This window comes from Anaerocolumna chitinilytica, assembly GCF_014218355.1.
Classification (GTDB): Bacteria; Bacillota; Clostridia; order Lachnospirales; family Lachnospiraceae; genus Anaerocolumna; species Anaerocolumna chitinilytica.
Map to the genome: position 1 here is coordinate 1,142,933 of NZ_AP023368.1, position 24,036 is coordinate 1,166,968.

General features: G+C 40.1%; 12 protein-coding genes. All 12 read left to right on the forward strand.

Going from position 1 to position 24,036, the window contains the following annotated elements; genetic code table 11:
* The first annotated feature begins 581 nt into the window (after positions 1-581).
* The 12 genes from bsdcttw_RS04990 (at position 582) to bsdcttw_RS05045 (ending at position 23,936) form a co-directional block, all read left to right on the forward strand.
* A complete protein-coding gene (locus bsdcttw_RS04990) occupies positions 582-6,635 on the forward strand; it encodes a chitobiase/beta-hexosaminidase C-terminal domain-containing protein (protein ID WP_185258296.1) in 6,054 nt (2,017 codons plus the stop codon).
* Between the two features lie 106 nt (positions 6,636-6,741).
* Entirely contained in the window at positions 6,742-7,941 is a 1,200-nt protein-coding gene (locus tag bsdcttw_RS04995; protein ID WP_185258297.1) for a YibE/F family protein, read from the forward strand.
* Between the two features lie 570 nt (positions 7,942-8,511).
* The gene (gene pheS, locus bsdcttw_RS05000) at positions 8,512-9,531 is read left to right on the forward strand and encodes a phenylalanine--tRNA ligase subunit alpha (RefSeq protein ID WP_185258298.1); all 1,020 of its coding nucleotides are present in this window, start codon (positions 8,512-8,514) and stop codon (positions 9,529-9,531) included.
* 80 nt (positions 9,532-9,611) lie between these two features.
* Positions 9,612-12,050, forward strand: coding sequence for a phenylalanine--tRNA ligase subunit beta (gene pheT, locus bsdcttw_RS05005; protein ID WP_185258299.1), 2,439 nt, complete (start codon positions 9,612-9,614; stop codon positions 12,048-12,050).
* A gap of 188 nt (positions 12,051-12,238) precedes the next feature.
* Positions 12,239-14,809, forward strand: a complete 2,571-nt coding sequence (locus tag bsdcttw_RS05010) for an Ig-like domain-containing protein (protein WP_185258300.1) — start codon at positions 12,239-12,241, stop codon at positions 14,807-14,809.
* Positions 14,810-14,984: 175 nt separating this feature from the next.
* Entirely contained in the window at positions 14,985-15,446 is a 462-nt protein-coding gene (locus bsdcttw_RS05015; RefSeq protein ID WP_330602377.1) for a VanZ family protein, read from the forward strand.
* Positions 15,447-15,485: 39 nt separating this feature from the next.
* Entirely contained in the window at positions 15,486-15,812 is a 327-nt protein-coding gene (locus tag bsdcttw_RS05020) for a DUF6142 family protein (protein ID WP_185258301.1), read from the forward strand.
* A 115-nt stretch (positions 15,813-15,927) separates the two neighbouring features.
* Positions 15,928-17,979: an aminopeptidase gene (locus bsdcttw_RS05025; RefSeq protein WP_185259715.1), complete on the forward strand. Its 2,052-nt coding sequence runs from the start codon at positions 15,928-15,930 to the stop codon at positions 17,977-17,979.
* Positions 17,980-18,378: 399 nt separating this feature from the next.
* Positions 18,379-19,917 (forward strand): 5-bromo-4-chloroindolyl phosphate hydrolysis family protein, encoded by a 1,539-nt coding sequence (locus tag bsdcttw_RS05030; protein ID WP_185258302.1) that lies wholly within the window; start codon positions 18,379-18,381, stop codon positions 19,915-19,917.
* Between the two features lie 16 nt (positions 19,918-19,933).
* Positions 19,934-21,067 carry a toxic anion resistance protein gene (locus tag bsdcttw_RS05035; protein WP_185258303.1) on the forward strand — a complete coding sequence of 378 codons (1,134 nt, stop codon included), beginning with the start codon at positions 19,934-19,936 and terminating at the stop codon, positions 21,065-21,067.
* 163 nt (positions 21,068-21,230) lie between these two features.
* Entirely contained in the window at positions 21,231-21,881 is a 651-nt protein-coding gene (locus bsdcttw_RS05040) for a response regulator transcription factor (RefSeq protein WP_185258304.1), read from the forward strand.
* A gap of 6 nt (positions 21,882-21,887) precedes the next feature.
* Positions 21,888-23,936, forward strand: coding sequence for a sensor histidine kinase (locus bsdcttw_RS05045; RefSeq protein WP_185258305.1), 2,049 nt, complete (start codon positions 21,888-21,890; stop codon positions 23,934-23,936).
* Positions 23,937-24,036 lie beyond the last annotated feature (100 nt).

Consider the following 24,036-nt stretch of genomic DNA (forward strand, 5'->3'; position numbering starts at 1 on the left):
AAGGCACCAAAAGGTGCTTATGTACAGTTTATTATATGCGTATGTTTAGGAACATTATACCATCTTAAATTGGTAAGTACAACCAAGATAAGGTTAGTTTATGTGTTATAAATGGCTGTTAATTATAAAGGATGAGATGAAGCTGAAGGAAATGAGGAAATAATGATTTAACTTCTGGATATTATTAGGGCCCTGATAGGGTGTTAGCGAACAAAGGGGACAAGTTCCTTGTTTGATATATATTAGTCATTATGGAATATGTACAAGCATATAATAGTATTATGGGAAAATTTACAAAAACTAAAAACTTACTTAAAAGTAATAAGCTAATATGATATCTAATGTATCGAAAGCATTACAAAAGAAGAGAAAAAGCTTTTAGATTAAAGTAAATTTAAAGACAAGCATTAAAATATTAGATTTGTGGACCTCAACAAGCCTTGAGGCGAAAGAAATCTTTTATTTATAGAAATCCTATCAATACTTAAATGCTGTGAAGATATTATGTTAAAAGAAGGAATTTTCTAAGCTTTTACAAATGATATATTTCACGAATAATTATCAAAGTTGGAGGAGAGGGAATGAAAAAGAAGTTAAAGCGGTATTTGGCAGTGCTGTTAAGTATCATAATGGTATTTTCAGTAGGTCCTGTCAATGTGAAGGTAGCAGCGGCTACCGGTACTTTCATTAAAGTCAATAGTGAAAGTGAACTAACTAGCGGCAAGTACATAATGATAGCAGGTACTGAGTATGCAGCAAGTATTTATGATGGTACAAAAACCCTTAAATGGACGTCTGTTAAGAATGATACTGGAACATTAACAAACCCTGAAAGTAGTACAATCTGGGATCTTTCTGTTTCGAGTAATAGTGTTGTCCTGACCGACCCTAATGGGGTAGCTATTGTAGCAGGCTCCAATGCAATTGCAAAAGGTTCATCCCCTTGGGTAGAAAGTTTTATAGATGGTACCTTTACTTTTTCTCAGAATATAAGCGGGGTTAATAATTACTTAGCTTATAATACAACAATTCAAGGTGGAGGCTTTAGAGCTTATAAAGATACTACGGTAAATTCAGGATCCAATTATTATATAAAATTTACCCTTTATAAATTAGATGAAAGCATTCCCTCCGGTCCGGCGAAAGCAGCCCCGCCTCAGGCAAGTCCTGCCTCCGGTACCGTTGTTTCCGGAACAGCTATCACACTTGCCAGTGCGGTATCCGGAGCAGCTATTCAGTATACGACGGTATCCTCTTCCGATACATGGACGGATTATACCAGCCCAATCCCAATTACACAGGATACTACTATCTATGCTAAAACACTGGGAGATAGTTCGGGTGCCGATGCATATACCGAGAGCGATGTTGTAGAATACCATTACACCATTGCAAAGGAACCGGATACAGAGCCAACCTTGAAAGATCCTATTACCACGATGCCGGATGGTGCGGTAAGTATTAAGGATGTGCTGGCAAATACAACTGCCACAGATACTAATTCTGCTCAGAATTTTACAACGGTAGGGCAGCTCGTATATCAGTATGGAAGTAAAGGTTCCATTGACTCCGCTATTTTAGAAGATGTAATCGACGGTCAGATATATGCCTTGCAGGTATACCAAGTCGGTGGTCTGTCCTATAATACCGGTGATATTATTAAGATCAGCGGTAAAGTATATAAACGTTACGGTGTGGTTCAGCTGACAAGTCCCGCTGCGGAAGTGATTACAAAGGCAGCTGATGCGTCTACTGTAATTCAGCCTCAGAAATTCGAATCCTTTGACGGGGTAAAGGCTGCAAAAGATTACCTGCTTTCCGAATATATATACATAAAAGATGTAACTCTTGGAACATATAGCACCTCTAATACGATATTAACGGATAAAAACGGTGTTACAATGACACTGTATCAGGGAGCACCTTATCCCACCGGTGTAGAGGCCGGTGAAAAAGTGGACTTGTATGCGGTGCTTTCTGCTTACAACACATCAGAGCAGCTTCGAACCGGAACCTCTGCGGATTATGTTGTCACCAATGATACCAAAGCTCCTGTTCTTACCCTGCCGGTTTTTGAGAATGCAGCGATAGGAAAGGATTACAAAATATCTGTGACCATAACGGATAATGTAGGTGTCTCCAAAGCAACGTTAACCTATACGATTAATGGAACATCCAAGGAGCTTGAACTACAGCAAAATACCTCTGATAAGACTAAGTGGGAAGCGACAATACCGGGAGAGGTTCTCACGTCAGATGTTGCAAACTTTACAATCAGTATAAAAGCAATAGATCAAACCGGTAATTCAGTAACAAGTGATGCAAAGCAAATTCTAATAAGTGATGAACCCCAGGTTGCCGCTGTCACACCCTTAAGAGGTGCTAAAACCGGTGATGATAAGAAGCCTTTGATAAGTGTGACCGCAACGAATCTTGGAACGAATCCGAACGCTAAGCTTACTCTAAAAGCAGGGGAAAAAGGTATATTAGATGCTGTTCCAATGGGGTATAAAGAAGGAGTTTTCTCTTATACACCAGCTGTAGACTTGGCAGATGGTCATTATACTGCATCCGTAATAATTACTCGTGAAGATGGTAAATACATAACCTATGAATGGTCCTTTACCGTAGGGACACCTAAGTATAGCCTGTACTTCGGCCAGCTGCATAGCCATACTACATATTCAGACGGTTCCGGTTCACTGGATGATGCGCTTGCCTATGTAAACAGTATAAGCAAAAGCGATAATGTAGATTTCGTTGCAGTTACGGACCACTCCAATTATTTTGATACACCTGCTGCTGCAAATCCTGAAACTTCGTTATATGACAAGAGTCTTATGACTCCTGAGAGCCAGAAGATATGGAAGGAATACAAGAGTAAAGTTGACGCCTACAATGCTTCTTCCACCAACAGAGGAGTAATTGCTCTGGCTGGATTTGAAATGACCTGGTCCGGCGGGCCGGGACATATTAACACCTGGAATACAGATGGCATTGTCAGCCGTAACAATACAACTTTAAATAACAAGTCAAACGATGCCGGTCTGAAAGCTTATTACACCCTGCTTAGTAAACCGGAGGGAGCAGCTACTGTCAGCCAGTTTAACCACCCTGGTAAGACCTTTGGCACTTTCAGTGATTTTGCTTACTGGGATCCAACCATTGACTCCCGTATTACTTTAGTGGAAGTTGGTAACGGAGAAGGCGCAATCGGAAGCGGCGGATATTTCCCTTCCTATAATTATTACACAATGGCACTGGATAAGGGCTGGCATGTGGCACCTACCAATAACCAGGATAACCATAAGGGTAAATGGGGAAATGCCAATGATGCCAGAGATGTTATCATAACGGATGATTTTACGGAACAGGGAATTTATAATGCATTAAAAGAACGACGTGTATATGCTTCAGAAGATAACAACCTGGAAATTACCTATACGTTGAATGATGAATTGATGGGAACGATTATAAAAGATGTACCGGACAGCTTAAATTTGCAGGTAATGCTGAGCGACCCGGGAGCGAAAGATAAAGATGGTAATATAGTAGAAGATAACATCCAAAAAGCAGAGGTTGTAGCAAACAGCGGGAGGGTTGTTTATACCTGGGATGTAAACGCTCAGAGTAAAGAGCTGAGTGTGACCTTGAAACCCGATTACAGCTATTACTACATCCGAATAACGGAAAAAGACGGAGACCTGGCAGTAACAGCTCCGGTATGGGTTGGCAATACAAAATTACTTGGAATTTCGAATGTAGAAAGCAGTACCAGTACACCGGTTACCGGGGAGAAGCTGACAGTAAAGACAACACTCTTTAACAGCGAGTCCTCCGATGCTGCGGTGAAATCCTTGACCTACAAGCTGGATGGCACTGTTATAGGGCAGGTAACCAATGCAGGAAGTGTTGCAAAAGGTACCAGTACGGTATTAAATTATGACTTTACTCCCTCTGTGGCGAAAGTACAAACAATAACGGCGGAAGCAGTGCTAACCATAGACGGAAAGGATTACAGCTTTACAAAGGATCTTACCTTAGACGTTGCAGATGTGAATAAGTTAGTGTACATCGGAATTGACGGAAGTCATCACAATGAATATGTAGCTGGAAATTATAAAGATTCCATGGGCAATTTCAGTTCCCTTGCCGCAAAAAGTAATGTAAGATGTGTTATTCTAAATACCAGCGAAGACTTGATAAATGCAGCAAAAAATGAAAGCGGCAAATATAAGATGCTGATTTTAACAGCACCAAGCCGCCGAAATGGTATTGCCTTAAGAGAACCCTATGATACTTATTCAGATGCAGAAATTGCTGCAATAAAAAGCTTCTCGGAAGCGGGAGGAAGCTTACTTCTCTGCGGATGGTCGGATTTGTATGAAAGCTATAAAGCATTTCCGGCACAGGATCATATGGCTGCACAGCAGAATAAGATGTTGGAAGCTATCGGCTCATCCTTACGTATTGCAGACGGAGGAGCTTACGATGATGTGTTAAATGCAGGTGGTAGTGAAGCGAATAAAGCGAGACTTTACCTGACTACTTATAATTTTAATAATCCTTTGACAAAGGATATTGTATACGATGCAGAGCATCCTAATGACATTAAATACACACAACGATTCAGTCAATACGGGGGCAGCACTGTGTATGCAGTGGATAAAGACGGAAAACCCGTTAATACATTACCATCCAATGTGTCTCCCATTGTATATGGACATAGTTCTACCTATTCTAAAGATTGCGATAATGACGGTCTTGGAACAGAGGTACCAAAATATGAATACGCAAAAGAGGATAAAAGGTTAATGGTGCTTGCAAATGAGACTGTCACCCACGCCAATGGTACACAATCACTGGTAATTGCTGATGGAGCGGCATTTATGAGTAATTTTGAAATCCAGGCCGGCAGCAGTGATGTAGACTCTAATGCTGAGCTTACTTACTCAAATTATACGATACTGCAAAATCTGATTCAGTATGTAAATCCTGTACGTATAGATAAAATTGCGGATGTGCAGAATCAAGCACAGGAAGGTGTAAAATATACGGTAGAAGGTATTGTTACCTCCAACGCATCCGGCTATGATAAGTCCACAGCGTTCTATGATTGTATTTACCTGCAGGATGAAACCGCCGGTATTAATGCTTTCCCGGTATCCGGTAACTTTAAAGCCGGACAAAAGGTTCGCATAACCGGAACAACTTCTTCTTATCTGGGAGAACGGCAGCTAAAGGTAAGTAACATTTCCTTGATTGACAGTAATATTGCCAAGGTAGAACCCAAGGCAGTAACTGCAAAGCAAATCAATGATAAGACATACCTGGGAAGTCTCGTAAAGCTGTCTGGAATAATAACAGATATTGAATTTGCTAACGGAGCTGTTCAGACAATTCTTGTGCAGGATAATGCCGGGGATACCGCCAGAATCTTTATAGATGGCTATATTACTACAGGTAAAGAAATTAAAAATCTTTCCATTGGAAATTGGATTACAGCGACGGGGCTATCTTCTTATGATGATGCGTTTAAAGGTCCGGCAGCACGTATCCGTATTAGAGACCGTGAAGATATTATATGCACTGTCAGAGATTCCTCAGGCGGGCCAGTGAGTACACCAACTCCGACCCCCACCCCGACTCCAACCCAGGAGGGTAAAAATGTAATAAAGATAGATAAGCCTGTGAGCAGCGTAGTGAACGGAAAAGCAAGTATTAAAATTGAAATCAGCAAAGAATTGTTGGCAGAAACGGCAAAGGAAGGCGGTTCCAATCTTACACTTTCTCTGGATAAAGATTCACTTAAAATCCTAACGGATAAGCCGGTCAAGAAAGGGATTGCTATCGATCTGGTAATACCTGAAGTAAAAGATGCGGCAGTAAATGCAATAGAATTAAAGACAGATGCTCTTCTTTTGGTAAAGAAATCCGGTCAAAGCCTTACTCTTCATATCCAGAATGGAACTGCTGCAGGATATACAGTTGGTATCCCGGCTTCTGAATTTAAAAAAGTTACGGCAGATTCAAAAGCTTTGAATCTAGCGGTTAAACTGGTAAAAGATATAACTGCAGCAAAGAATTCTTCCGGGGTTCTTTCCCTTGGCACAGAGGGAAATCTGCCAATTGGTTTGGTGGTTACAGTACCGGTTGTTAGTGCACTGCCCTTGCAGCCTGGCAATCAGGTATACCTCTATTATAAGAACAGCAGAACCGGTACCTTAGAAGAAGTACCGAATAACAAGCAGATGGTAGCAGAGGATGGCAGCTTAAGGCTATCTACTTTAAGCGGAGGAACCTTCGTAATATGTACGGAGCCGGCAGAAGAGGCGGTTACATTAATTGACAGAGCAACCGTATCTGTAGGAACATCCCTGGTGATTGGGAAAAAGCTAAGAATTAAGGTAGATCTTCCCAAGGAATTAGCAAAGGTTACTGCATTTACAAAAGGTGATCCGGTTGGTCAGGAAGAGGTTAAGGTGACCTTTTCAGTTAGTGATAATTCAATAGCTGCTGTATCAGGTAATGGAATGATTACCGGCAAAAAGAAGGGAATTGTTAAGCTAACGGTTGTAGTCACTTTAGAGAACGGTGAAAGAAAGAGTTTTCGAAAGAACATTACAGTAAAGTAAGAAGCCTGCAGTAATAAATTAAATTTATTCGATAAAGGGGTACCACACAGATAAAGTGTGGTATTCCTTTGACATTATTTGCTTCGTAATAAGAGAGGGATACGGAATGAAAAAGAACCTTAAGGTTAAAATTATAACCACAATGCTGATGCTGCTGGTGTTTCTGGGAGCAGCAGTGGTGCTGAACCGCCCGAATACAAAGGATGTATTGTCATCCGCTCAAAAACGTATGTTTGCAGTCGCTAAGGTAACCGGCATATCAAACGATAATGCAGCACCGGATACATGGACAGAGGGCAGGCGTATAGGTAATCAGGAGCTTAAAATAAAGATTCTGACAGGCAAGCATAAAGGAGCTGTTTTGGATACTATAAACTACATAGATGCCTATTATAATGTAGATGCAAAACTTGGCACCCGGATTATCGTCCGGCTGGATTATAATGATGAAGGAGATTTGTATGTAGTTGCGGTTACTAATTATGACAGAAGCACTGTATTAATCATAGCACTTGCTGTTTTTGCTGCATTTATCATGGTGGCAGGAGGAAAGCAGGGAGTAAGGGCGTTGCTCGGACTTTTATTTACTCTCCTTAATCTGTGGTTTATTTTAATCCCCCTCGTTCTAAGAGGTGTTTCTCCCATCTTTGCGGCAATTCTGATCTCTGCTTATACCAGTGCCGGTGCGCTGCTTGTGCTGACAGGCTTTACAAAGAAAACACTATGTGCGTTCCTTGGTTGTGTCGGCGGGGTTATGGCTGCTGGAATCTTTGCATGGATTGTCACAACTTTGACGCCAATGAATGGATTTAATATGTCTGAAGCAGAAGAGTTGATTCTGAGGGCATCGGATCTGCCGTTAAAAATAAGCGGCCTGCTTATAAGCGGGATCCTGCTCTCAGCCCTGGGAGCACTAATGGATACCTCCATGTCCATCGTATCTGCTCTCCACGAAGTGTATGAGCAAAATCCCTCCTTAACAAGAAAGCAGATTTTTCGTTCCGGAATGAACATCGGCAGAGATACGATGGGAACAATGGCAAATACGCTTATACTTGCCTTTGTTGGTTCTGCTTTTAACCTTTTGATTTTATTCCAGGTCTATAAATATCCGATGATACAAATATTAAACAGTGACATGATCGTAATCGAAATACTCCAGGGAATTGCCGGTTCCATAGGCATCATTGCAACAACTCCCTTGGTCGCAGCCTTAAGTGCTGTTATATTTCAAACTCATAAAGAAAGGAATGTAAAAAGCAGCAAAGGAAATATCAAGAATGGAAATATCAGAAAAGTTTCTTAATGGTTTTGAACTTTCTTAAAGTTCTGTTTTTTATATCCTTGACAAGAAATAAAATTGTGTTAAAATTATTAGCATATATATGCAAAGGCTATGAAGGTGACAGGAGAGTAGGAAATTATAAAACATTTCCTACAAGGAAATTATAAAGCATTTCCTACCAGGAAATTATAAAGCATTTCCTACCAGGAAATTATAAAGCATTTCCTACCAGGAAGTTATAAGACACTTCCTATATCCCTGACCAGATAGTTATTTTCTTTCAGAGAGAGGAAGTCACCGGCTGAAAGCTTCCTTAAGTTCAGATAATTATTGATATTCACACCGGAGCCGCATCCTTGAACCTTAGTAGGGGATGACGTTTTGTGCACGTTACGCATTCTTAAGAGCCGTGTGCAGACTACAAGTAACCGAGAACTTGATTATTGTACAGTCTTTTATACGGAATTAGGGTGGTACCGCGGAAGGTTCCTGTTTTAAGGAAAACTTAAAATTAAGATATTACTCCGTCCCTTTATGGGGCGGAGTTTTTTTGCGTCCATGTAATGTTAGGAATAGGAAAGGAGACAGGATATGCAGGAGAAATTAAAAGCAATTGTAGAAGAAGCCCTGGAGAAAATGAAGTCAGCTGATAAGCTTGAGAGTCTGGGTGATATTAAGGTAGCCTACCTGGGTAAGAAAGGTGAGCTGACAGAGATATTAAAATCCATGAAGGAGGTATCTCCCGAAGACAGACCCAAGGTTGGTCAGATGGTTAATGATGCCAGAAATGTACTGGAAGAGAAATTAGAAGAAGCCAGACAGGGTTTTGTAAAGAAAATGAAGGAAGAGCAGATAAAGAGAGAAACCATAGACGTTACTCTTCCTGCTAAAAAGACCCTTCTGGGACACCGTCATCCCAACAACATTGCGCTGGAAGAGGTAGAGAGAATCTTCGTTGGAATGGGCTATGAAGTAGTGGAAGGACCGGAAGTGGAGTATGATTACTACAACTTCGAGGCTCTTAATATTCCCGCCAACCATCCGGCAAAGGATGAACAGGATACTTTCTATGTAAATAGCAATATCCTTCTTAGAACCCAGACCTCTCCCGTTCAGGTAAGAATGATGGAAGAAGGAAAGCTGCCTATTCGTATGATTGCACCGGGAAGGGTATTCCGTTCTGATGAAGTGGATGCAACTCATTCTCCCTGCTTTAACCAGATAGAAGGACTTGTAATTGATAAAAATATTACCTTTGCGGACTTAAAGGGAACCCTTGCTGAATTTGCAAGACAGCTCTTTGGAGAAGGAACCAAGGTTAAGTTCAGACCTCATCATTTCCCTTTTACAGAACCCAGTGCGGAAGTGGATGTAACCTGCTTTAAATGCGGCGGTAAAGGCTGCCGTTTCTGTAAAGGTTCCGGCTGGATTGAAATTCTTGGCTGCGGTATGGTTCATCCCAATGTGCTTAAAATGAGCGGAATTGACCCGAACGAATACACAGGATTCGCTTTTGGTGTGGGCTTGGAGCGTATTACACTCTTAAAATATGAAATAGATGATATGAGACTGCTTTACGAAAATGATATCCGCTTCTTAAGACAGTTTTAAGACAGAGGAATCGAAAAGTAAAATCGGCAGATGAAATGCATGGAAATATAAGTATTTTCAATTGATTGGAGGAATTTAAAGTGAATACGCCATTGTCTTGGATTAAAGCATATATTCCTGAACTGGATGTTACCCCTCAGGAATATACCGATAGAATGACCTTGACCGGTACGAAGGTAGAAGGCTATGAAGAACTTGATAAAGATCTGGAAAAGATCGTTGTAGGAAAAATAATAAAGATTGAAAGACATCCCGATGCGGATAAATTAATCGTATGTCAGGTACAGATTACGGAAGAAGGGGAAACCGTACAGATTGTAACCGGTGCTCCCAATGTGAAAGAAGGAGATGTGGTACCTGTTGTGTTAGACGGCGGAAGAGTAGCCGGAGGGCATGACGGAAACAAAACTCCCGGAGGCATTAAGATTAAGAAAGGAAAGCTTCGTGGAATTGAGTCCTGCGGAATGATGTGTTCCATTGAAGAACTGGGTTCCAGCAGGGAAATGTATCCTGACGCTCCTGAGAGCGGAATCTATATTTTCAGTGACAATGAAGCTTATAAGGATATCAAAATCGGTTCCTGTGCCGTAGAAGCCTTAGGATTAAAGGACGTGGTTTTTGAATATGAAATCACCTCCAACCGTGTGGATTGCTTTGGGGTACTTGGAATCGCAAGAGAAGCTGCAGCAACCTTTCAGAAGGAGTTCGTGCCTCCTGTTATCAAAGAAACAGGGAACAGCGAAAAGACCTCCGATTATATAAAAGTGGCAATTGAAGACAGTGACCTATGCTCCAGATATGTAGCAAGAGTCGTAAAGAATATAAAGATAGCACCTTCTCCCCAGTGGATGCAAAGAAGACTTGCAGCCTGCGGTATCCGCCCTATCAATAATATCGTTGATATCACAAATTATGTGATGGAAGAATATGCACAGCCTATGCATGCTTATGATTTAGGACTGATTGCCGGCGGAGAGATCGTTGTCCGCAGAGGAAAGGACGGAGAAGAATTTACTACTCTGGACGGTCAGGTAAGAAAGATTGATTCTTCTATCCTTATGATTTGCGATGGTGAGAAGCCTGTAGGGATAGCCGGTATTATGGGCGGTGAGAACTCCAAGATTACCGATGAAGCTACAACACTTTTATTTGAGGCGGCTTGCTTTGACGGCACTAACATCCGTTTGTCCGGTAAGAAACTTGGTCTTCGTACAGATGCGGCTGCCAAGTTTGAGAAGGGCTTAGACCCCAATACAGCTATGGAGGCCATTAACAGAGCCTGCCAGCTCATCGAAGAACTGGGAGCTGGAGAAGTAGTTGGCGGTGCTGCCGATGTTTATCCTGTAATCAGAAAGGAAACAAGAGTTCCTTTTGATTATAAGAGAACTAATAAAGTACTGGGAACAGACCTTTCCAAGGAAACTATGTTAACTTACTTTAAGAAAATTGACCTAGGATACGATGAAGCTACAGATGAAGTAATTGTTCCGAGCTGGAGACAGGATGTGAATTTACAGGCTGATTTAGATGAAGAGGTTGCCAGATTCTTCGGTTATGATAACATTCCCACAACCCTTCCTACCGGTGAAGCAACCACAGGAAAGCTGCCTTTTAAGCTTCGTATTGAAAATGTAGCAAGAAATGTAGCAGAGCAGTGCGGTTTCTCCGAAGCAATGAGCTATTCCTTCGAAAGCCCTAAGGTATTTGATAAGCTGTTAGTTTCAAAAGAAGATGTAAAACGACAGGCTATCGTAATATCCAATCCTTTGGGTGAGGATTTCAGTATTATGAGAACCCTGCCTTTAAATGGTATGCTGCTGTCCCTGTCAACGAATTTTAACCGCAGAAATAAGAATGTTCGTTTATATGAACTCTGCAATACCTATCTGCCAAAGGCTCTTCCACTGACAGAACTTCCGGATGAGAGAGTGCAGTTGGTATTAGGTTTTTACGGCGAAGGAGATTTCTTCGAATTAAAGGGAGTGCTGGAAGAAATACTGGTCAAAACTGGTTTAAAGAACAGAGTAACCTATGATCCCGGTAACCCAAAGACTTATCTCCATCCGGGAAGACAGGCAGATATTATATATGATGGAACGGTGATAGGTTATCTGGGAGAGGTTCACCCGGATGTTCTGGAAGCTTATGATATAGGAGATAAGGCGTATATCGGAGTACTGGATATGCCGGAAATCGTAAGCCGTGCCTCCTTTGATATGAAGTACCAGGGAATTGCAAAGTATCCTGCGGTAACCAGAGATTTAAGCATGCTGGTAAGCAAGGATACACTGGCAGGAGAAGTAGAAGCGGTTATCAGAAAGAGCAGCGGAAATATCTTAGAGAACTGTGAACTTTTCGATATTTATGAAGGGGCTCAGATTAAGGAAGGGCATAAGTCTATGGCTTATTCCATTACCTTTAGAGCAAAAGAACGTACCCTGGAAGAAAAAGATATTACGGAAGTAATGAATAAGATATTAAAGAATTTAAGTAATATGGGAATTGAATTAAGACAGTAAGATTCCAGAGGATATGGGATTGCTGTACCTTTACAGAGCGAATGAAATATTTCAGCAAAGCTCTGCAGTGCAGCAATCCTATATTTTTACAAGAGAGCTGACACGAATCTGACAACATTTTGACAAAATAAGCCATTATGATGTAAGGTAACAGTAGTCACATTTATATGAGAACAGGAGGATTATATATGAAAAATGGGATCAGAAAAGTTCTGGCAGTATTCATAATAGCAGCGCTTATATTGCCAATACTTACTTCTGCCGGGTCCCTGACTGTTAAGGCTGCCGCCGCACCTACTCTGTCTACCACACAGAGGTCACTGGTGGGTATTGGCTCTACCTTTACCTTAACCGTTAAGAACCTGAACAGTTCTACCGTACAGACAAAGAAATGGTCTTCATCCAACAGCAAGATTGCTACCGTAAATCCCAGTACAGGCTATGTTACAGCAGTAGCTAAAGGTACCACCTATATAAATCTTAAGATAACCTATAAGAATAAAAAGACCGCCACTTTAAAATGTAAGGTTACCGTTATGATACCTGCAACCAAGATTGTTATTAACAATGCAACAGATACACCTGATAATAACAGCAGGCATCTGATGCAGGTTGGGGAAAAATATGATTTTAATGTGGACGTAACACCATCAAATTCTAACAGTGTTGTTACATACAGTATCAATAATACCAGTGTTGCTACCGTGGACCAGAATGGTGTTGTAACTGCAGTCAGCCCCGGCTTTGCAATCCTTACAGCAACAGCTTCCTTAACAGCTGCCGGAGCATCCACAAGCTACATAAACGATAAGATCATTATTGAAGTAGCTGCTAAGTCGGCGAAAGTGAAATCTGCTGTCATAACAGACAGTACGACACTGACAATTACCTTTGACAGCGCCGTTGATGCTGCAACAATTTTCGATACGAAAAAGAAACTCCTGAACGTTGTTGACATTACACCAAAATATGATGCAAACGGAAACCCTGCCAATGCGGTAGGCACAATGACAGGAGTACTCTCCTCCGATGCCAAGGTTCTAACAATAACTACCACAAAGATATTCAGCGGCAGTTACACCATTCATGTATCTGCATCAATAGCATCAACTACAGGTGTTGCGCTTCAAAATTATTATACAGATGTTACTTATAAAGATACGGTTGCACCTTATTATGTGGGCTATACAGTAGACGATACTGGTTTAAAGGCTTCTATCAATTTTTCCGAGGCAATGGATTTCTCCGGCCTGACTATCGTAGATGCGAAACTGAATACAACCTCAACCGCAACCCAGGCCCTTCCTGCAACCATAGCTCTCTTAAAAGGAAAAACCAATTACAAGGTAAGTTCAGACTACAAATCTCTTGTAATAGATTTAACGAATATGGATTCCTATGATAAGAATAAACAGTTCACCGTAATTATGTCAGGAATTAAGGATTTATCCGGCAATTATCCGGCAGGCTATACGGTATCAGCTATCTTAGGAACAGATACTACTTACAAGCCTCAGGCACAGCTTATTAATATTCAAAGAACCGGATACAATACTTTAACTGCTACTTTCAGCAGAAATATCCGTGTACCAGGTATGGTTATTTTAAGTAACGGAGAGTCCATCGGTAATGGTACAGTGGATGCAAAGGATCCCACAAAGGTTAACTATACTATGTCATCCAATGGAGCACTTCTTAGTGGTGTTCAGAAGGTCAGCATCGGTATGTGGGATAGCTATAACGTAAATCCTTCCGATTCTACGGGACGCAGCTTTGTTTCATATAGTGTAGACTTTACAATCGTCAGTGCCAGACCGACTATTGTTAAATCTGAGCTTAAGATGGAAACCAATAATGGTACGGATACCTATTTGCTGTACTTAACCTACAGTAAAGATGTAAGTCTGATGTCACAGGTAGGAAGCCTGATAGCTACCAAGATCATTACCTCTAACAACGATATTTACAGTAACAGAAACCTTTCTTACACAGCATCTGTTCAGGGAAGTATTGTAACAGTAATATTGAACTCCGCTCAATTCAGTGAAGCAGGACAATACACAATAACGGTACCTACCGGTTTTGTAAAGGATGAATATTATAATACAAATGCCGATGAAAGTATTCAGATAACGAAGACAGCAACGGCTTCCTCCGTTCTTGCAGCGCCGAAAGCAGTTACTCAGTCACCGGTTAACCCCAGTGTTATCTATGTAACCTTTGCTGATAAGGTAGATGAAGTATCTGCCCAGACAGTAAGTAATTACTATATACCTGGAGCAACTATTACGAAGGCAGAATTAACCACCAATACCAATACAGGAGCAACCATTACTTTAACATTGGCAACGGGAAGTATTCCTTATTCTACTATGTACCCGATTACAATCAGGAATATCGCCGGATATAATAATACCTATACAGCTATGGCAGTGTATAATAATACGATAGCCCTAAATGAGAATGTCGGACCTTATTTAACAGGGGCCACCTATACTTATCCGAATATGATTACAGTAACCTTTAGCGAGAATGTAAAGGGTAATCCAAGCTTTGATATAGTTCAGAACGGCAGCACCAATGCTGGTTTGGCAGTATATAGCTGTTCGATTACAGACAATAAGGTTGTGATTCTTCTTACAAGGACACCGGATAAGGGCATTCCGCTTACATTAAAACCTACGACCAGCAATTCCATTACTGATATGATGGGTAATGCAACCACTATAACGACGGTGGGAGTTACGCCGAATTATTAATTAAAACCTGCAGGTATCAGCTGCTTAAGTTGCTAGTATGTTCTTAACAACAAAGACCTCCGCATATTTTTCTGCGGAGGTCTTATATTATTTCTTGTTCTTTACCCCCTTTACGAGCCTACGGTTTTGTTTTATAATAGTTGGGAATTGAAACCTGCAGTGGAGGGCTTTATCAGTGAAAAATGTCAGCAATAAATTTATTATGTCCGTCAGCCGTATATTATTTGCGTTATATCTTATCTTACTGGCATATTTCCTGTTTTTTAGTGAGCATTATGGAAGAACGATTATTTCCGGTCAATATAGATATAACTTAACACCTTTTAAAGAAGTAAAACGCTTTATTGAATATAGAAATATTATTGGGCCGGAAGGCTTTATTGTAAATATCTTTGGGAACATATTGGCTTTTACCCCATTTGGTTTTGTACTTCCCATCATAAGTCCTGAAAATAGAAAACTTCTGAATATTACTCTTCTAAGTCTGGAATTCAGCTTGACCATTGAATTATTACAGCTTATCTTTAAAGTAGGAATATTTGACGTGGATGACCTTATGATGAACACATTGGGAGGTCTTATCGGAGGAGTTTGCTTTCTTATTGCCAGAAAGCTGCTAAGATCTATACGAAGATAGTATTAAATTATTGAAAGACACATAATATCGGGGTGATTTATGTTAAAAAAACGGAAAGAAGTTTTTAAATTTACAGGGAGAAGCCATTCCGTAAAGGGAATAGCCGCAGCGGTTATCGGCGGGCTTGGCACAGCAGGCCTGTTGGTGCTTTTTATCCTTTCCAGTGTCTATAGAGGAGAGGGTTCAATCCTTTTAGGAGCAGCGGGAATGATAGTGTTTGTTCTGACAATAACGGGATTTATCCTGGGAGTCAGGGCTTGTATGGAGAAAGAGATTTACTATACGGCACCAATTACAGGGATGGTAATTAACGGTATCCTTTCAATCGTGCTATTTATCCTATATATAACAGGGTTGTTTCTTTAAAGAAAATTTCAGAATATCATTCATTTTTAACAGGAGCTTAAAGGTGCAATGATGTATGTTTTCCAGGGCTTTGAAACAGTGAAGGAGGATTAATAAATTGAGATACAGAGAACTTATGAAGGAAGAAAATGATGATACCAGAGAACGCTATGAATTAGCACTGGAACGTATTAGGAGTATACAAACAGAAGATAGCGTAAAAGAACCATATAGGGATTATTTCAAAACAGTGGCAGCTTTTATTGATAAAGTGGCGCTGTATCTGAATCTTGTAGAAGAGGACAGCCTTGGTAAACTTACCTTGGAAGAATTAGCAGAGAAAAACCACGATTTATATGAGGATATTCTGCCGGATAACTACGAAGAATCCTATGCCAATCCGACTTATATAGTTAAGCAATTTGGTAAGATTGGCAAGCTTTTGGGATATCTCTATGCAGAAATCAGAGGTATGATTGTTTATGCAGCGGAAGGCAGACTCTTCCCAATAACGATCTATTCAGAACTTTTTATTGAGGTATATAATTATTTTGAAGAGGAAGATGAATATACCTATAAGGATGTGAAACGGGCAATCTATGACTTTAATATGGATTATTGCAGTGATATCATAGATTATCGTACCAGAGAATTATTGGATGAGGATCTTTCTTTTGCTGCGGATATCATAGAAAGCTGGGATTTAACGGACTTAAGATATCTTTATCAATTCGGAGAATATATTGGAGAAAATGAGATCAAGATTGCTTCATTTTTAAATAGCCTCCCGGAGGAAGAGATAAAGGCCATGGCCTTTACTTATACAGATGGCTATCGCAGAGGATTTATGGCGGCAAAAATTGATTTGTCAAGGAAAAGAACAGTTAATATCCGTTACAACATCGGTTTTGAAAGAATGGTCAAATATGCAATCCATAATTTTGCACAGATGGGGTTGAAACCGGTTATTTATCGGACGGCTGTAGATAGTATCAATCGAAAGCAGCATTTAAGAATTGGCTACCATTCCAGTGGCCCTAATTATCAGTATGATTACGATCACCGTTTCGATATTGGCCTTTATATGGACAAAGCCTTTCATGACCGCAGACTTCAGGCCTATAAGGCGGCTTTTGAGAATTATAAGGATAAGGCGGCTCTATATGCGGGACCTGCGTTGATACAGGTCTTTGGCGAAAAGAATTTTGCACCAAAAGCAAAAGAGGAAGTTATAAAACTTGATAAGAGGCAGCAGAAACTTTCCATAGCATTTCAACGAGATTCCAACATGGTATATTATCAATATATCAAGGGAGATGAAACCAGTTTTACCATAATTGCTTATCCGATTACAGAGATTGGTGATAAATTTGAAGAAATCTTTCGTGAGACAGTCAGGGTAAACACTCTGGATAATGACACTTATAAAGGAATTCAACAAGTGATAATTGATTGTCTGGATAAGGGGGAGTATGTACGCGTAAAGGGAAGCGGCAGGAATCATACAGATCTCTCCGTTATGCTCTATGAACTGAAAAACCCGGAAAAAGAAACCATCTTTGAGAATTGCACCGCAGATGTAAATATCCCTGTTGGTGAGGTGTTTACTTCTCCTAAGTTAACCGGCACAAATGGTACATTGCATGTATCAAGAATATTTTTGAATGGATTGGAATATACGGATCTCTCTATCACCTTTAAAGATGGTATGATTACTGATTATAGCTGCGGAAATTTTAAATCAGAGGAAGAAAATAAGCGTTATATGAAGGAAAATATTCTGTATAACCAGGATACACTGCCAATTGGTGAGTTTGCGATCGGTACAAATACCACCGCCTATGTAATGGCCGGAAAATATGGTATTTGGGATAAACTTCCCATACTGATTGCTGAGAAGACCGGACCTCATTTTGCGGTAGGAGATACTTGTTATAAGATGAGCGAAGAGCTTGATTTGTTTAATCCTGATGGTAAAAAAATCGTAGCCAAGGATAATGAGGTCTCCATTCTTCGTAAGTCGGAGATAGAGAAGGCTTATTTTAACTGTCATACAGATATTACTATTCCTTACGATGAACTGGCTGAGATTACAGTGGTTGAAAAGAGTGGAAAAGAGACCGTAATCATTAAAGACGGTAGATTTGTTCTTGCGGGGACGGAGAAACTCAATGAAGCATTTATGTAATGTTGCGGCGTCCTTTTCACATTAGTGAAGGTTATTACATTTAGGTATACAAAAAGCAGAGAAGTTGATAATAACTTCCTGCTTTTTTTGTGTGTGGTGTGATAAATACCAATCATTTTGTACCTTGTTCAAGCTGTTGCTTCATGTTTTTCAATCTCTAAAGTAACAGCCCATCCTTTCTCAAATTTAAATTCTATTTTAGTTGCAAGATTATCGCCATATGGTAAAATATAGTAGATGTACGCTGAAAGATACAATTTATATAGATTTTTATAGTAGTTTTTAATGATAATTTAAATTGTTAATTTGAAAGGAATACGATATAATAGGGCTAGCATAGTACCAATTATTTGTAGGTACTGGTTTCTGCAGTATATTGGAATTACATCGGAGGATACCATGGATAGAAGGAATTACTCAGATTTAGGTGAAGAAATCAGAGATATTGTTCAAAGTGCAGTAAATACAATGGACTTTCACCAATTGAATAGAGATATTGGAAATACGGTTAGAGGAGCATTGGATGAAGTGCGCCATTCGCTGGGTACAGGGTATGGCGGTTATAGACCGAATAATCCTGACGGTGCCGGAGACAACTGGAATCCGAACAATGGCGGAAAAGATTACCGCCGGGATGATAAATACCGATGGGATGACAAATACCGCCGGGATGATAAATACCGATGGGATAGAGAAAACCGCCGGGAGAGCAGACATCAGAATAGAGACTACAGATGGGATGCCAGTTATCAGAACGGCCAAGCTAATTCCACAAATTCAAAGAATCAGCAGCAATCTTACAACCAACAGAGCAATAGGACATCTCAGAATTCCTCTATGAACGGAAGTGCATCTATGCAAGGAAGTGCATCTATGCAGGGAACTGCATCTATGCAGGGAACTGCATATACGCAGGGAGCTGCATATGTGCAGTCTAATACTGCTGTAAGTAAGCAGACAAAGCCGTTCCCCTGTGTCCCGGTTGGCAGAGTATCCGGCATATTACTGACGGTTTTTGGCAGTATTGGACTTGGAGCCTTTGGTATAGGAGCAGCTGTTTTAGCAATCATAGGACAGGTTACTTCGGAGTGGGGAGTGTTCGGAACCATATCAATGGGGTTACTACTCTTCTTTGGAATCAGTTGGGGCATGATGGCCATAGGTGGAAGGCTTCGTAAACGCTTAGCCAGATATCGTCGTTATATCGGGTTATTCGGAGGGCATGCTTATTACTCCATAAAGGAGCTGGCAGCAAGTGTTGGTCAGAGTCCGAAGTTTGTATTAAAAGATCTCAGGCGAATGATAACTATCGGAATGTTCCCGGAAGGGCGTATAGATGATCAGGGTACCTGTGTAATGTTAAACAGAGAAACTTATAGTCAATACCTGGAATTGCAGAAAAACCTGCGTATACAGGCTGAAGACAAAGGAAAATTACAAAACAACCAGGAGAATAAAGGTGATCAAGAAGCATCTTCTAATCAGACAGCACAGAACCAGCAGGTAAAGCAGGCAGTTGATGCGGGAATGGCCTGTATACAAGAAATCAGAGAAGCGAATGATGCCATACCGGGTGAAGAGATATCCAGAAAATTAGACCGGCTGGAAGATGTAATCGGTAAGATATTCAGACATATTGAGCAGCATCCGGATCAGTTGGATGATATCAGAAAGTTCATGGAGTATTACCTTCCTACTACATTAAAATTAGTTCATGCTTATAAGGAGTTTGATAAGCAGTCCATACAAGGTGAAAATATTACTTCGGCAAAAAAGGAGATTGAAGAAACTCTAGATACCATCAATCTTGCCTTTGAGAATTTATTGGACAGCCTTTTTGAAGATGCGGCTATGGATGTGTCCGGTGACATATCTGTCCTGGAAACCCTCCTCGCTCAGGAAGGTTTGACAAAGAAGGATTTTGTATCAAAAGAATAAATGGAGGAAAAAACAGATGAATCAGGAAACACCTACCTTAACCTTTGAACCTTCCCTGGAGCTGGCAACTGAACCGGCATATCCTAAGACGGTAGAAACAAAACAGGAGCCGGCAGAATTTGATGAAAGCAGTCTTTCACTGGAAGAAAAGAGAATGGTGGAAGATTTTGCAGATAAAATTGATCTGACGAAGTCTAATCTGGTACTGCAGTATGGTGCCGGAGCCCAGAAAAAAATTGCAGACTTTTCAGAGACTGCTATCAACAATGTTAAGACAAAAGACCTGGGTGAAATCGGTGAAATGCTCTCAGGAGTTGTATTAGAGTTAAAGAATTTTGACACGGATAACGATGAAAAAGGATTTTTAGGACTTTTCAAAAAAGGTGCCAATAAGATTAATGCCATGAAGACAAAATACGATAAGGCAGATGTCAACATCAATAAAATCTGCAAGGCATTAGAAGAACATCAGATTCAGCTGTTAAAAGATATCTCCATGCTGGATAAGATGTATGAGCTCAATAAAACCTATTTTAAAGAGTTATCCATGTATATTCTTGCAGGAAAAAAGAAGCTGCTGCAGGTTCAGAACGAAGAATTGCCAAAGCTTGTAGAGAAATCCAACAAAAGTAATCTTCCGGAGGATGCTCAGGCAGTGAATGATTTGGTTGCTGTCATTAATCGTTTCGAGAAGAAAATTCATGACCTGGAACTAACCAGAATGATATCAATACAAATGGCACCCCAGATACGTCTTGTTCAGGGAAGCGATACCCTGATGACAGAAAAGATACAATCCACCCTTGTAAATACCATTCCTCTTTGGAAGAGCCAGATGGTGTTAGCACTTGGGGTAGCTCATTCCGGTCAGGCAGCCAGAGCCCAGAGAGAAGTTACGGATATGACCAATGAGCTTCTTCGTAAAAATGCTGAAACTCTTAAAATGGCTACTATTGAGACAGCGAAGGAATCCGAAAGAGGTATTGTTGATATTGAAACCCTGAAGATGACCAATGATTCTTTAATCACAACATTGGATGAGGTACTTAGAATTCAGACAGAAGGACGTCAGAAGAGAAAAGAAGCAGAAGTAGAGTTAAATCGTATAGAGGGTGAACTGAAAAAGAAATTACTGGAGCTTAGAAATTAAACTTATTGTTGACGTTTCGTAAGCTTTGGAATATAATGCTAATAATATAATAACTCGAAATATAAATGTGAACAATTCTATTGTTCACATTTGTCGTTTAAAGAGAAATTCTTAATAGATTCATTAATATTCTCGCCTTTTACATAAGATAAGGAGGAACTTTATGTCAAAAATTCTCTTAATTGATGATGATAAAGATATCTTGCAGGCAATCAGACGGTATTTTGAGGCAATAGGATATGAAGTATTTATGGCTGAGAATGGTAAGGATGCAATTGAATTTACGGAAAGCAATGATTGGGACTGCATTGTCCTGGATGTCATGCTTCCGGACATGGATGGCTTTGCCGTCTGTGAATGCATCCGTAAGAAGAGTGATGCACCCATAATCTTTTTAAGCTGTAAGGATGAAGTAAAAGATAAGATTAACGGTCTGATGTCGGGAGGCGATGACTATATGACCAAACCCTTTTTTCTGGCAGAGCTTGAAGCCAGGGTCCATGCAAGAATCCGTAGAAATGCAAAGCAGACCTTTTCCATAGATATGGATAATAGGACTATCGTGGCAGGAACTCGCTGTATGGTTCTATCACAAAAGGATTTTGAACTCTTTATGCTGCTATACGAGAATTCTGACAGGTTTTTTACTGTTGAGGAAATTGGCCGCAAGATTTGGAAAGAGGAACAGGTCAATGAGGCAAATAATGTTGCAGTACATATTAAGAGATTAAGGGACAAGCTGGAGGGGCTGTCTTTGGAAATTGGTACTATTCAATCAGCCTATAAACAAGGCTACAAATTTGTTAGGAGCTGATGGGATATGAAGGTGGAGGAGAGAAAAAAGGAATTTCTTAAAAGCTTTCTGCTGTTTATTTTTTGTGTGGCAGGTCTTGTAATATTGACAGTTTTTATGAGCTTTCCGATAAAGGATACGGTAATGCAGGCTCAAAACGGAGAACTGGATATCTCCAAAGTGAAATTGGATAAGAAGATCATTAATCTTCAGGGACAATGGGAATTTTATTTTGGACAAGTCCTAACACCAAGGGAACTTGAGGGGAAAGAAGCCAACTATATAAATCTGCCGGAAGAATGGACGAAGTTTAATTATCCAAGGTTTGGCAGTGCAACTTACCGGCTGACAATTCATACCGATAAGCCAGAACGCCTGACTTTATTGATTCCCTCCATTTCAGATGCTGCCAAAGTATGGGTTAATAATAAAACAGCTTATGCTTATGGCCTTGCAGGAAATACGAAAGCTTCCACAAGTCCTGGCGAAAAAGAAACCTTTTATACTTTTACCACAAAAAATAATCGTGCCGAAATTGTCATTGCAATCAGTGATTTCTATAATTACAAAAGCGGCATTATTAATTCTCTCCGCCTCGGCAGAGAAAATGTTTTATATGGTGATTTTATCAGACGCTTTGGTCTTTATGCATTTTCTCTGGGGATATTGTTTATGATGGGGATTCACCACCTAATACTATACCTTCAACGAAAAGAAAAGCTTTACCTTGTTTTTTCACTGATCTGTCTCTTTGGATTTACACGTTTTATCTTTGAGAATGGCGGAGTAATGGCCCACTATGATTTCTTATCTCAAAAGATGAAGAATAACTTTTACTTTATTTCATACTTTCTATACGATTATTTGATACTTTTCTTTACCTTGATATTAACGAAATCGAAAGCATTGTCACACATTGTTTTTAAGTGGCATATTCTTCCGGTGGTTACCTCCCTGGCGGTACTTTTTACCTCTACCGAGAATCTGATGCTGTTAATTTTGTTTTTGTGCCTCTATGCACCGGCAGTATTTATTATTAGTGCATTCTTATTATGGCGGTCTCCGGAAAGAAGAAAGAATTATTATTTTAACCTGTATCTATTTACTTTTATATTTTTTGTTTTTATGGGTTATGCATATCGGATCTTTCTGGTAGATACTTATTTCATGATGGCTATTTCCTCTTTCCTGTTATTAATGATAGTCCAGAGTATCATGCTCTCAGCCCGTTATATAGAGGCTTTCAGACAGGTGGAAGTATTGAATATGGACCTGGAGAATAGGGTAAATGTGCGTACTCATGAATTGCAGACGGCAAATCTGCAGTTAATTACAGCCAATGAAGAGCTGGCAGTGTCAAGAAGTGCTATAAATGAGCTGCTTGTTAATATATCCCATGATTTAAAAACACCGATTACCGTATTGAGCCTTAATTTGCAATCCCTTCTAAGTGACAGAATAAACCTGACCGAAGAAGAGAAGCAGTCCTGCCTGAATGTGGCATATAATAAGAACCTTACCATAAGCCGGCTTATTAAAAATCTCTTTGATGTGACCCGTATCGAAACAGGGCAGCTGGCTTTTCGACTTAGTTGGATTGGAGCAGATGAATTAATGGAAACAGTCTATCAAAAGTATAATGATTATATCCTGAGCCTTGGTTTAACCTTATCTATTCATCTGAAGGAAGAGTTTTATATATCCGCTGATAATGAGCGGATCTGGAGTGTATTTGACAATATTATCTATAATGCTGTAAGATATACAAAACAAGGCGGCAATATTACGGTCAGTGGCAAGCTGATGCCTGAGAACAAGGCTGAAATACGAATAAAAGATACGGGTACCGGTATTGCCCCAGAACATATACCTTATCTCTTTAACCGTTTTTACAAGGTATCCCGCTCCAGAAGTGAAAAAGACGGTGAGGGAGGAGTCGGTTTATATATTGTGAAAAGCTGTATTGAAGGTATGGGCGGAACCGTTTGGGCTGAAAGTATGCCGGGAGAAGGTACCACGATTATATTTACTCTGCGGGCAGAGAAGAATCCATCGGTATCCAATGATATAAATTAAATAATGTGATATAACCAGTGCGAATAGTGTAAAAACCATTCGCATTCGCTGTTTTAGAAGAAAATATTAACAAATTCATTAAGATTTGTTTTTATATAGA

Excerpts from the sequence above, each read along its gene's own strand:
- bsdcttw_RS04990 (WP_185258296.1), top strand. The coding sequence starts at position 582 with ATGAAAAAGAAGTTAAAGCGGTATTTGGCAGTGCTGTTAAGTATCATA.
- bsdcttw_RS04995 (WP_185258297.1), top strand. The coding sequence starts at position 6,742 with ATGAAAAAGAACCTTAAGGTTAAAATTATAACCACAATGCTGATGCTG.
- pheS (WP_185258298.1), top strand. The coding sequence starts at position 8,512 with ATGCAGGAGAAATTAAAAGCAATTGTAGAAGAAGCCCTGGAGAAAATG.
- bsdcttw_RS05010 (WP_185258300.1), top strand. The coding sequence starts at position 12,239 with ATGAAAAATGGGATCAGAAAAGTTCTGGCAGTATTCATAATAGCAGCG.
- bsdcttw_RS05020 (WP_185258301.1), top strand. The coding sequence starts at position 15,486 with ATGTTAAAAAAACGGAAAGAAGTTTTTAAATTTACAGGGAGAAGCCAT.
- bsdcttw_RS05025 (WP_185259715.1), top strand. The coding sequence starts at position 15,928 with ATGAAGGAAGAAAATGATGATACCAGAGAACGCTATGAATTAGCACTG.
- bsdcttw_RS05030 (WP_185258302.1), top strand. The coding sequence starts at position 18,379 with ATGGATAGAAGGAATTACTCAGATTTAGGTGAAGAAATCAGAGATATT.
- bsdcttw_RS05035 (WP_185258303.1), top strand. The coding sequence starts at position 19,934 with ATGAATCAGGAAACACCTACCTTAACCTTTGAACCTTCCCTGGAGCTG.
- bsdcttw_RS05040 (WP_185258304.1), top strand. The coding sequence starts at position 21,231 with ATGTCAAAAATTCTCTTAATTGATGATGATAAAGATATCTTGCAGGCA.
- bsdcttw_RS05045 (WP_185258305.1), top strand. The coding sequence starts at position 21,888 with ATGAAGGTGGAGGAGAGAAAAAAGGAATTTCTTAAAAGCTTTCTGCTG.